Source organism: Paenibacillus zanthoxyli JH29, from assembly GCF_000520715.1.
GTDB lineage: Bacteria > Bacillota > Bacilli > Paenibacillales > Paenibacillaceae > Paenibacillus_AQ > Paenibacillus_AQ zanthoxyli.
The window spans coordinates 1-13,004 of record NZ_ASSD01000041.1 but is presented as its reverse complement, the minus strand read 5'-3'; the positions used below and the strand labels follow the sequence as shown (position 1 = coordinate 13,004).

General features: G+C 35.0%; 4 protein-coding genes and 1 pseudogene. All 5 read right to left on the bottom strand.

The window, feature by feature from the left end:
* Positions 1–3,528: non-ribosomal peptide synthetase (locus L691_RS0101820; RefSeq protein WP_025688423.1), on the bottom strand; the 3,528-nt coding region annotated here is incomplete at its 3' end.
* Positions 3,503–8,590 (bottom strand): non-ribosomal peptide synthetase, encoded by a 5,088-nt coding sequence (locus tag L691_RS30430; RefSeq protein WP_025688421.1) that lies wholly within the window; start codon positions 8,588–8,590, stop codon positions 3,503–3,505. The genes L691_RS0101820 and L691_RS30430, both read right to left, overlap by 26 nt.
* A gap of 23 nt (positions 8,591–8,613) precedes the next feature.
* On the bottom strand, positions 8,614–10,617 hold the full coding sequence (locus L691_RS27530; RefSeq protein ID WP_025688419.1) for a non-ribosomal peptide synthetase: 2,004 nt from the start codon (positions 10,615–10,617) through the stop codon (positions 8,614–8,616).
* Entirely contained in the window at positions 10,604–11,323 is a 720-nt protein-coding gene (locus tag L691_RS0101805) for a thioesterase II family protein (RefSeq protein WP_025688418.1), read from the bottom strand. Before L691_RS0101805 ends, L691_RS27530 begins: the two co-directional genes overlap by 14 nt.
* A gap of 216 nt (positions 11,324–11,539) precedes the next feature.
* Positions 11,540–12,732 (bottom strand): annotated as a pseudogene (locus L691_RS27525) (transposase).
* Positions 12,733–13,004: the final 272 nt, after the last annotated feature.

Sequence of the window (13,004 nt, the reverse complement as noted above, 5' to 3'; positions counted from 1 at the left end):
CGCCAGCCGCTCCCGCTCTGCTTCTCTGGCTTCCGGTGTCAGATTCCTCAAGTCCGTCCAGTTCCAAATACGCTGTTCTTCCTCCTGAATCTTCTGCATCGGATGGATCTTCTGCACTGGAACACCTTCATGTTCTCCTATGGTCGTCCGCAAGATTTCATGGCGGCGTACCAGTTCCTTCACCCCTTGCTCCAGGTACTCCATCTTCCAGTCTCCACACAGGCGCAGGGCAAATGGAATGTTATACAGCGCGCTTCCCGGTTCCAGCCGGTCGATAAACCACAGTCGTTGCTGAGCATACGACAGGGGTATATCTTCTTCCCGGCTTACCGGGAGCAGCGGTGGCAAAGCTTCCCCTTGGTTTTCACGCCGCCATTTGTTCATCCGCAGCGCGAGGGCTTCCACCGTTGGAGATTCAAACAGCTCCCGCAGCAGCAGCTCACTCTGAAAAGCCTCCCGCAGGCGGGAAACCGCCTGGGTTGCCAGCAGCGAATGACCTCCCAGATCGAAGAACGAATCGTGGACACCTACCTGCTTCACCCCCAGAACTTCGCTGAATATTTCAGCGACCTGCTGCTCGTCGAGCGTTCGTGGCGCTACATAGGAAGCTTCGCTCTCTACGTCCGGATCGGGCAACGCACGGGTATCCACTTTCCCGTTAGGCGTCAACGGCAAGGTCTCCAGTTCGACCAAATACGCGGGGATCATATACTCCGGCAATTGCGTTTTCAGGTATGCGCGAAGTTCGGCCCGAGCTATGTCCCCGACTACATAGCCCACCAGTTGCAGGTCCCCTTCTCGAAACATTTTAGCTACCACTGACGCCTGTTGAATGGACGGATGCCGACTCAATACCGCTTCCACTTCCCCTAGCTCAATCCGGTATCCCCGAATTTTTACCTGGTTGTCGATTCGGCCAATATACTCCAAGACACCTTCTTCTGTGTAACATACTAAATCGCCAGTGCGATACATATGGCTCATACCGAAAGATTTACTCTTTAAAAATTTGATTTTAGTAAGCTCAGGTTTATTCAAATATCCTCTAGTTACCCCATCTCCAGAAATATACAGTTCGCCTGCAACGCCAAGAGGCACCTCTCTCTGTAAAGGGTCCAGTATATAGAATTTCAAATCCGAAATTTTCTTTCCAATAATACTGCGACTCTCACCTTCAACCTCTTCTTTAGTAATAAAATGGTAAGTAGCATGCACCGTTGTCTCCGTAATCCCATACATATTTACAAACTGAATTAGATTTTCTTTATTTTTGAACCACGGTAGTAAATCAGACATCACCAGTTTTTCCCCGCCAAAAATAACGTATCGGAGAGATAAGTCCCTCAAGTCATTTTTCACAATGTACTTTGTTAGATTATTGAAAGCTGAAGGTGTTTGATTAAAAATAGTTACCTTTTCTTCTATTAAAATGTTATATAGGTCTTCAGGTGAACTGCTTGTTTCTTCAGGTATAATGATCAATTTACTGCCATGAAAAAATGCTCCCCATATCTCCCAAACTGAAAAATCAAAAGCATACGAATGAAAGAGAGTCCAAATATCTTGATTATTAAATTTATAAATCTCACTAGTTTTTTTAAGCAATCTCAATACATTTCCGTGCTCTACCATAACTCCCTTAGGTTGGCCTGTTGATCCAGAAGTATAAATTACATATGATAAATTGTTGGTAGATATTGAAATATCAGGATTGAGAATTGATTCTTGCATAATTTTAAATTTTTCTACTGATAAATCAATAATTTGTATTGAATTAGATTCGATATCTTCTTCCTTTAAATCCACCAAATATCCATTTGTAATAATCTTAGTTATTTGGGAATATTTGATAATATAGTTTAAACGCTCTGCAGGATTGATTGGGTCTAGTGGAACATAAGCGCCTCCTGCTTTCAATACGGCAAGTATACTTATGATCAAATCAATTGATTTTTTCATATATACGCCGACTAACTGTTCTTTTTCCATTCCATTATTTAAAAGATAATGAGCTAACTGGTTGACTTTTTCATTTAAAACCTTATATGTAATTTCCTCTTTGTTGAAAATAATAGAAATTGCATCCGGATTACAGCTGGCCTGCTTTTCAATAATTGAACTGAGAGAAGATAAGTCATCTCCTCCATCCTCTTTCAGAATGTAACTTTCAGTCCATTTTTTTAATATTTGTTTTTCTTTATCTTGCAAATAATTGATTTCATTCAAATCTTTGTTCTCACAAAAGACAATTTCTTTCAATAAGTGCAAGAAAATATCTTTTATTTGATTCACTCTGGAATTACTGATTTTATTTTCATTATAAGTAAACTGAATCAATAGTTTCTGAGCTGGAGTTATAACAAGATTTAAAGGATAATTTGTATTTTCAAAACGATTAATATTCTTAATTTCAAGTACTCCTAGTATTCCGTTCAAATCCTTTGGGTAATTTTCAAATATATATAAAGTATTAAAGAGATCTCCACCACTAATACCCTTGGATTTATATATTTCAATTAAAGAACTATGTCCATAAGCTGCTAATTCTAATCCTTTATTTTGTATATTTCTTAGCCAATTCAAAATTAATCCTTCTTTTGGAACCTCAATAACGCAAGGTATCGTATTAATTAAAAGACCTACAACGCTATTTGAGTTAATCCACTGTCCCTCTCTTCCAGATAAAGTTAAACCAAACACAACTTTATTTTGACGCAAAAAAAGACTCAGTAATAAACCCCAAACGCCCTGCATAAGAGTATTTAAAGTAACTTTACTTTCTCGTGCCCATTTCTCTATTTGTTGTGTATCTGACTCAGAAATAACTGTTCTAATTTCTTTAAAAAAACTTCTATCTTTTTTATTGACTTCGACATTAATAATTCCATTCATAGAAGAAACGTCCAATAACTCTTCTTTCCAAAACAATTCTTCCTCAGTATTATCTTTTTCATTAAGCCAATTAATATATTCTTTGAATAATGTTTTTTTATTATAAATAGGGTCTTGATTTTTAACTAATGCATCATACACTTCGAATAATTCCTTCAGAATAATAGAAAAACTCCATCCATCAATAAGAATGTGATGATAAGTTGCCATGATCCTGAATTGAGACTCGCCCTCTTTAATAATAGTGATTCTCATCAAAGGTGCTTCTTCTAGTTTGAATTTCTTTCTTGATTCTTTTTGTAATAAATCTAATGTTTTTTTCTCTTGTGTGTGAGCATCAATGTTGCTCCAATCAAGGAAATGAATTGGAAAATTTATTTCATCATAGACAATTTGAACAGGATGTTCGATTCCTTCCCATACGAAAACAGTTCTCAAAACCTCATGTCTCGAGACGATTTGTTGCCATGATTCTTTAAATTTCGCTACATTAAGTCTACCTTCTAACAATAATGTCATTTGATTTATATAAGCCAAATCAGAACTTTGCTCCTCATCGTAAAGAGTGTGAAAAAGCATTCCTTGTTGTAATGGAGTTAAAGTATATATATCATCTAAAAGACCACTTGTTTGCATCACTTTTTTTTGAACCTCCTGACAAATTAGCAATTATTTTATTTAATGATTCTTTAGAAAGCTTTGAATCTGGAAAGTTTATCTCTCTATCAAGTGCTAACACTTCTTCTTTCATGCTCTTTGCTATGCTTTGAATCGTTTCAGAACTAAATTGGTTAAAATTATAATAAAAACTTATTTTTAGCCCGTCACTTGTAATCAGGGCTACAACATCAATTAAATTGAAACGCAAAGAATTTGGACTGAAGTTAGTTTCATTAAACATTAAGTTCTTCTCAAAAAAAGAACTTGAATTGAATAATTGATCAAAATTACCTAAGTAGTTAAATCCAATAAATTGATTGTAATTTCGTTTATCAAGTATCTCGTTATTTAGATATCTTAATATGCCGTAATCGACCCCGCCATTAGGAACCTCCTTTAGTTTATCTTGGACAATCTTGATCATATCTCTATTTTCTTTAATATCTAAAGAATCAAATGTAACTGGATACATACTTGTGAACCAACCAACAGTTCTTGAAATATCAATGTCGGTAAACAATTCTTCTCTTCCATGTCCTTCAATGTTAAAAGTTATACTATTAGTTCCATTTCCTGCTCTCTTACCTAAAGCAGTCAACAGTGAAGCTAATAAAATCTCCTTCATACTTCCTTTTATCCTTTTAGAAACCTTTTCGACTATTCTTTTTGTATCTTTATCATTTATTGAAATTTCTACTACCCGTGTGTCTAGCTCTAAACTTTCCCCAGAAAATTCGAAATCCGTATTTATTTTTCTTAGATCAAGGGAATTCCAGTACTCAACAATTTTTTTATCAATGCCCTTTTTACTGTACTCTTCCAGTTTATTGGACCATTCTTTATAAGAATTAGTTTTGAAAGGAATTTTGATTTGTTCTTTTTTTTCATATGATTGATAAATATTTTGCAAATCTTCTAATATAATTCTCCAGGATACCGTATCAACAATGAGATGATGCGCAACAATTAGTAGAGCGGCATCCTCACAACCTTCAAAATACATACCTTTAAAAATTGGTCTATTTTGAAGATTAAGCGATTTCTGTTCTGAAATTAGCAATTCTTTTATATTTTCATTACAAACATTTTTAACTTGAATAAATTTCAGATCGAACTCAAAACAATCCTCATTGTTATATTGTATCCACTGATCTTCATGATCTTTTTTAAATGATATGCGTAGTGCATCGTGATGAGTAAGAATATTTTGAAATGATTTTTTCAAAATATTAAAATCAATCTTTCTATATAATTTCAAAAATAATGATTGATTCCAATAATTCAGATCATATTTTTGTGTTTTAAAAAACCACTTTTGAATAGGAGTCAATGGAATTTCACCAATTACAAGACTTTGATCAACCTCTTCAACACTATTATATTTTGCTTTCGAACATATTAAACGAACAGTACGGCCTTCGAAAATATCCCTTACATTCAAAGACAAACCTTGTTGTTTAGCGTTAGTAACGATTTGGATACTCATTATAGAGTCTCCACCAAGCTCAAAAAAGTCATCATCGATTCCTATAAAAGAATTGTCAAAAACCCTTTTCCAAATATCTAACATTAAGAGTTCCACGGAATTTGTTGGAGTACATTCGTTGATGTTTTTCCGAATCGCAGGAGGACGTGGCAACTTTTTATAATCGATTTTACCATTGGTGTTTAACTCAAACTTTTCAAGAAAGATAAAATGTTTGGGAACCATATAAGATGGAACTTTCGAAGACAAGTAAGCCCTAAGATCAATCTCTTCTCGCTCTATATTATTGAAGACGATATAAGCAATAAGAAAAATATGTTTGTCTTCTTGATATTTAGTGACGATAGCACGTTCTACGTGGTTCAGGTCCATGAGTATTTTGGATATTTCCTCCAATTCAACCCGGTATCCATTTATTTTTACTTGGTAATCCTTTCTACCTATAAATTCTATATAACCCCTTTCATTCAACGTTCCGTAATCACCAGTTTTATACATTCTTCCGTAAGAATCATCTATAATAAATGAGTTTTTAGTTTTTTCAATATCCCTGTAGTACTCATCGGCCAATCCACTCCCTGCAATATACAATTCGCCTTGAACACCTACTGGACATAATTGTCTCTGATGATTCAATACATACATTCTTTGATTCGCAAGTGGCATTCCATAAGGTATGCTACTCCATTCCTTTTCAATTTTGTTAATAGGATAGTATATAGACCATATTGCAGCTTCAGTCGCTCCACCTAAAGAATAAATTCGTGAATTCTGAAACACCGATTGGGCCTTTTCAATCATTCTCTTGCTTATAAAATCACCACTTAACATAATTAGCTTAATGAAATCAACTGTATCAGTATCATCTAGATTCAGCTCAAGAAACAAATCTAAAATAGCCGGAACAGAATTCCAGACTGTTATTTTATTATTTTTAATGACACTTCGTATATTGAACATGTCACGTTGATCATTAATAATTACTAATGATCCCCCTGTACTAAGAGGCCCAAAAATATCATAAACCGACAAATCAAAACAAATTGAGGATAGACCAATAAACCTATCATTTTCTGTTATACCAAATCGTTCATTAATATCTTGAATTGTATTGGAAACTGCTTTGTGAGAAACCGCAACACCTTTAGGGGTTCCAGTACTGCCCGATGTATACAAGATATAAGCAAGCGATTCTGGGTTATACGATCTAGTTATTTCAGTATCATCGTATTGATAAAGCCCAGCATCACTGTAAAGATCTGAGTCAATTGTTAGCGCACATCCACTGTTCTCTAAAATATATTGTATTCTTTCTTTAGGATAATCAGCCTCAAATGGAACATACGCTGCCCCAGCCTTTAATATGCCTAACAAGTTAACAATTGTTGGAATATCCCTTTTGGCCTTCAGCCCAATTTTATTGTTTTCTAGATTTATTTTTGTTTTTAAATATCTTGCTACTTGATTAGAAATCTGATCAAGCTGAGCATACGTTATCTTTTCAAATCCATGCTCTAAAGCGATCTTCTCAGGAGTGAGCTTAGCTTGAACGCTGAATAACTCATTCAGAGTCCTAATTTTGATATCTTTTTGAGTCGTATTAAACGAATCTATAAAGTTCTGATCCGCTTGAGGCGGCTGCATTAAATAAAATTCATTCATACTTCTTCCACTAATACTATCTTTAATTAATTGAATAAATTGTTTGAAAATATTTTCGATATTCTGGTTATCGAACAGATTTTCAACGTAATTCCAAACCACTTTAAATCCATTTTCCTTTCTCATAAGTATGCAATCTAAAAACACCTGTGGTGTTTCGAATAATTCCCATGTGATATCCCCGATTTGCTCCCATCCGCGCTCGCTTTCTTTTTCTAATAAACTAGTAAACACAACAGGCATAATAGCTTTTGTTTGAAGCTTACGATCTTTAGCTAGTTCTCTAATGAACTTGACTCCATCATAACGTCTATGCTGTAAGTTTTTAAATATTTCACTCTGAACCGAAGCAGCTTCTTCCTTTAGAGTTAATTTATTTGAAAAATCAACATCAAGTAGACTTAGAGAAGTAAATTCACCTACAACATCCTCAATTCCATTTATATAGCTAGGTCTATTGAATGTTGTGATATTAATTGCCAGCTGTGGCTGATTACTCCAATAAGATAAAACCTTAGCGTAAAAAGTACATAATAATGAAGAGATAGTAACGTTAAAAGTAGAAGCAACATTTTCGAGTAGCTCCCAATCCATCTCACTGAAAACTTCTACTTTTGAATTGAATGTTAGTCTAGTCATTGAATCAAATTCTACATTTTTCACAAAAGGAAGCATGGGATACGTTGGAAAATCTGCGACTTTATCTAACCAATAATTCTTTGAATCATTGTATTCTTTTAATTTTTTATTTCTTAACTGTATCTGTACATATTTTGAAAAAGAAGCTGTTTGTTTTTCTTCTGTTTTATTCTTTCCATTGTATAATTCAATAAGTTCTTTTCCGATTAAGCGCATGCTCATGCCATCAATAGCAATCATGTCCCAATTTATGCCTAATATATGTTTTGTTGTTGAAATTTTAAGAGCTTTTATGCCAAAAAGAGGCCACTTGTACACATCAAAATCTTGATGTGCTAATTGTTTTCTAAAGACTAACTTTTCCCTTTGCTTATCCGCTTCTGAATAATGACTTATATCGACAATTTCAATTGGGTAAAAAGGTACTTCATTCAAGATATGTTGTTTACCCTCAGGAAGTACGACGCATCTAAGCATCGGGTGTTTTTCTATAAGCAATTGAAAACAATAGTTAATTTTCTCAATATCGAGTTCTGTTACCATCTCCATATAGCCATGTGTAGAGAAGCCACCCAATTGAAATTCCTCATTTTTAGCAAGCCAATATGCAGTTTGAATATCAGTGAGCGGAAATGCTTGTGACAACTCTACTTCTGAATTCTCAAAATTGTTATTTTCAAAAATTATAGAAGACAAGTTAATATCCGGATTATCAATTACAACATCAAATAAGTATTGTAAGAAATCAAAAAAGCTTATCTTAAGACCTTCATCGGTTTTTATATATAATATGTAATTTTCAAAATCAAAATAAAAAAGCATGGTGTAATTCACAAGAGAATTTTTCTCGAGAAATTCTTCCAAATTATGCATTCCAGAAACGGATACGAAAACATTTTTGGTTTCTGACAGTTTATCATTTTGGGAATATGAATTTTCAGCACTAGTCATAGGTACGGATCTGTCTGTTATTACTTCACTTAGTTCTTTCGCTATCATGCGTAATACATTTTTGAAGGTGGAATTTTCTTTAACATGGCTTTGCAGTTGAACGTTATGTTCAACTTGGTTATGACGAACCATTGTATTTAGTTTAAATTGACTAATTCCTTCATTATTTAAAAGGAAAATTTTGAGTAATGTACATGCGTATGAAAGCAACGCTAATTTTCTTCCATTACAAATTGTTTTTATTTTTTCAATCTGTCCTTTTTCTAAGTTTATTTCGGTAATTTGCTGCTGCTTCAACATTAAATCACCCTCCTTATACTTACTTAAAAATTGAATTCAATCACCTTTTCTTCCTTATCTTTTAAATATTCTGAGGAATTACTTCTTATATAAGCAGACATTTCTTTAGGAGTTTTTACTTCATCCAATAATTGTGAAGGCTCTATTTCAAGTCCAAATTTTGAATTTATCTCATCAATCATCTTGATTGCTTTCATAGAATCTCCACCAATTCCAAAAAAATCATCTTCAAGTTCTATATAACTATGTCCGACAATCTCCATCCATATTTTTAAAACATCATTCTCCAGTGAGCTATAGTGATGATCTTTATTTTCATTCTTAAAGGCATCTTTTCTCAAAAGTGTTAGTTCATCTATGATTTCTTTATATAGTCCATTTTCAAACTGTTCTTTCAATTGGAATCTTTGTAACTTTCCACTTGTCGTTTTAGGTATGGATTTTACAGGTATCACTTCTGTAACTTCGAAACCAATTTTTTTACTTACTGTCCTTTTTATCAGTTCTGATATTTCAAAGAACTCCTTTAGCTTTCTCTTAAAAACAACAAATATAATTAGCTCATCTTTATAAAGATGTGGATTATACACTCCAGTCGCTGCGACTTTATTTAGTCCTATAACATTAGTCGACTCCGCTATTCTCTCAATATCGTGAGGATAATAATTCATTCCATTAATTATTAATAAATCCTTTTCTCTTCCAGTCACGATAAGATTATTCATATTTATAAAACCTACATCCCCTGTGTTTAACCATCCATCATTGGTAAATAGTCCATTTGAGGTACCTTCTTCATTCAAATAACCTTTAGTCACATTCCCTCCTTTTATTTGGATTCTCCCAATGTAATTGTCATCAAGCACGGTATCATTCGAATCACATATTCTTATTGCTGTATTATCTAAAGGCGGACCGATTTCTAAAAATTCCACACCATTTTGATGATCCACTTCCTTTATTCGATTACCTATTGATAGATTATTACGATCTAACTTATATATGGTTAATGGGTGATTAATTCCATGGCCAGCAGCCCCGACCGTCGCCTCAGCCAAACCATATGCAGGGAACATTGCCAGTTCGCTAAGTCTATATTTACCCATTTTATTCAGGAATTCTTTACAGAGGGTTGGGGAAATGGGTTCAGCCGCGTTAAGAATAAATCTCACATTTTTTAGATCCCAATTTGCTTCCGAGTTTTTTTCGAATGCATCTAGGAAAAGCTTGATTCCATAATTTGTTGTATATAGTTGTGTTATTTTGTGTTGTGATACTTTCTCCATCCATAGAACGGGCCTTTTCAAAAAAAGTTGAGACGTCATTATATATTGATCAATTCGTGCATAAATACTACCCAAGTGTATTTGTATCAATCCAAGATCATGTGTTAATGGCATCCAATTAATAGACGAGTCTGCGTTGGTAGTTTCTGATCTTACAATACTATCTTCCAAATTAATTAATATATTTTTATTCGATAGCACCACCCCTTTAGGCGTACCCGTTGAACCAGAAGAAAATTGTATAAAAGCCGTGTCATCAGAAGTTGTATTCGCTATCTCCCCATAAGAAGTATCATTTAATAAATAGTTTGAGACTATTACGCTATTAGTGAATTTCTCTATTTCAGATGAAGAAATAGTGTCTTCAAGAAATCTTTTTAAAATAGGCCATTTTTCTTGACTTAACAACACAAAGGGATTATTTGAAATTTCATAAATTTTCAATATTTTCATTTTTTGCTGTTCATTATCATTCAATGAACAAGGAATCGGTATAATTCCTCCTAATAAGCAAGCCCAAAAGTTGACAATAAAGTCGGAGTTTTTATCTACTTGAAGAATGATTTTATCCTTAGGCTTTAAACCTTTCTTTTGCAGATCAAACAATCTATATCGTGCAGACTCATATAAAGCTTTGTATGAAATAAAAGTTTCCTCATTTCTAGACTCAATAAAATAAATTCCTCGCTCATCATTAAATTTCAATTTATCGAGCATATTAATTAAATTACACTCTTGCATTCAAAATTCTCCCTTCGAGCAATTTATTTAGCAAATCAAAAAAGATTGGTTCATTTTTTTTCAGATAAAAATGTCCTCCTTGCAATTCATAAAACTCAGTTTTAAATCTGGATATTTTGTCCCAATCCAGTATAGATTCGAAATTTATGTACGGATCGCTGCTACCGTTTACAACTAATATGGGAACATTAATTTTCTTTCCAACATGATTAAAGCAATAATTTTCTGTAATTTTCAAATCGTTAACGATTAAAGGTAAAAAATAATCAAGAAATTCCGGATTGTCTAATACACTTTCCGGAGATCCCCCCATTAGTTTCAATTCTTTAATCAACTCTCCTTTAGGTAATCCATGAAGTTGTCTATGCATTTGTACAATGTTTGGTGGATTTACCCCTGACAATATTAAAAGTAACGGTAGTTGCGATTTTCTTTCTTGAAGTTTGAATGTTAATTCTAAAGCTAACGATGCTCCCATACTATGTCCAAAAAAACAATAATGATGATCACATATATTATTTTTGATCTTTTGATAGATACTTTCTACTTCTTCCTCCAAATTATCACTAAGATCTTCTTCTATTAAGGCTCCTCGCCCCTTTAACTCAATTGAACGAACGTTAATATTATTTGACAAATTCATATTCCAATTATTAAAAAAAATCGAAGATGACCCTGCAGGAGGAAAACAATATATATCTATCATAAATTTTCTCCTTTTTTAAAAATAAACTTAAATACGAATCCAAACTTAATTTATAGTTTTTATATACTTTATCATTCTTGAGCATTTTGCATAATTACAAAATTCAGAACTGAATAACAGCCCTCATACTCTAGTCAGTGATGCATTTTCATCTTAGGGCGACTCGAATATAAAAACGGGCAGACCTGCAGAATTTCTGTATCATCAAAAAAATATTTAAGCAGCGACTTTCCCGGACTGGCGAACCATCGTGAGTGCAGAAGCCAGCAATACAATGGCGTTCAGATATTGATAAGTGATCACCTTCTAATACCCCAGATATGCATGGCGTCTGCGGTCAAATGGGTTTTCATCCGGGAATTGCACCGTTCTACGCTCGTTCTTTCGTTGTAAAGTTCATTCCAACGTTTCGTGTCCCGATGCGGACTGGAATAGCGGCGCAAATCACTTTTCGTATCGACTTTAACGACCATCCTATAGTTGGAGGACAAACAGGCTACCATACCGAGCGGACAGTCTACTTTGCCTGTAGCATGGGGACAGCGGAATTTCAGGTAATCGCCATCCGCCCCCCAATAGGTCATGGCAATGCCCATTGAGCAGCAGGGCGTACCGCTGGAGGTTATACCCGCAGGCGATTCCTTCTCATTGCGAAGGTTCATCGGAATAATCGCTTGCGCCTTTACGTTCCGTGCCGCTTCATAGTTTTTGAGTTGGTCATAGCCAGCGTCAAACATAAAAAACTTCACTTTCGCACCCGCAGCCACCTGTTGCATTAGAGCAGGAGCCATATCGCCGTCATTAACATGGGCTGGTGTAACCGAGAGCGCCAAGGGTAGTTCGCTTGCAGTGTCGACAGCAAGATGAAGCTTGTAGCCGAACCACTTGACCTTATTGCCAAACGAGTCGAATTTCGCGCCCCAGTTGGCGTTCCCGGTCAGCTCGTTTTTACGTTTTGGTTGTTTCTTCTCGTAGGCATGGATTGCTGCACTGTCAATCGCCACATGACTTCCATCGATAATTCCTTCTTCCTTACAGCGTATAGCAAGATCCTCAAACAGACGCTTCGCCAGTCCTTTATTGGTCAAGTCAGCAAAGACGCGACTTAAGGTAGCAATCGATGGCGCCTTTCGATCAAGCCGGAGACCGCATTGGTAACGAAAGCGAAGATCCATGTCTAACCGTCGATGCAAGCCTGTAAACGTGTCGATGTTCTCCAGCGGCGCTGCAAGCAATGCACGAAGAATCCCCTGTCGGCAGTGTCCATCGGCGCCTCGAAGTGAGTTGTTTCTCAATTTTCTGGCATAAGGCCGCAAGTCGATTGAGCTGAAAAAGATAGGCAAGCGGTCTTTGGATTCAAGTTTTTGAAGTTCTTCAAAGGAAAATAGACTTTCTTGGAGAATATACAAAGTGACTTCACTTCCTCTGGTTTGTTTTCGGGTTTGGTCGCTTGAAAACTTCTCCATTTAGGGGTGAAGTCCCTTTTTTATGCTCAGAAAACCTTATCGCTCAAGGGCTCGGATTTTTGCAAAATGCTCACATAAAATACCATTCATAAATATAATACCATAAAATAATGTCAATTCAATTAAATTCTGTACATATTTTAAAACCTGAATTCGTGAAAGGGTTACGAGTAAGAGAGCTAGTACTCTGTAACCCTTAAAAAACAGGGTACAAT

Bases quoted from the DNA above. Each gene is read 5' to 3' on its own strand.
- L691_RS0101805 (WP_025688418.1), bottom strand. From the start codon at position 11,323: ATGATAGATATATATTGTTTTCCTCCTGCAGGGTCATCTTCGATTTTT.
- L691_RS30430 (WP_025688421.1), bottom strand. From the start codon at position 8,590: ATGTTGAAGCAGCAGCAAATTACCGAAATAAACTTAGAAAAAGGACAG.
- L691_RS27530 (WP_025688419.1), bottom strand. From the start codon at position 10,617: ATGCAAGAGTGTAATTTAATTAATATGCTCGATAAATTGAAATTTAAT.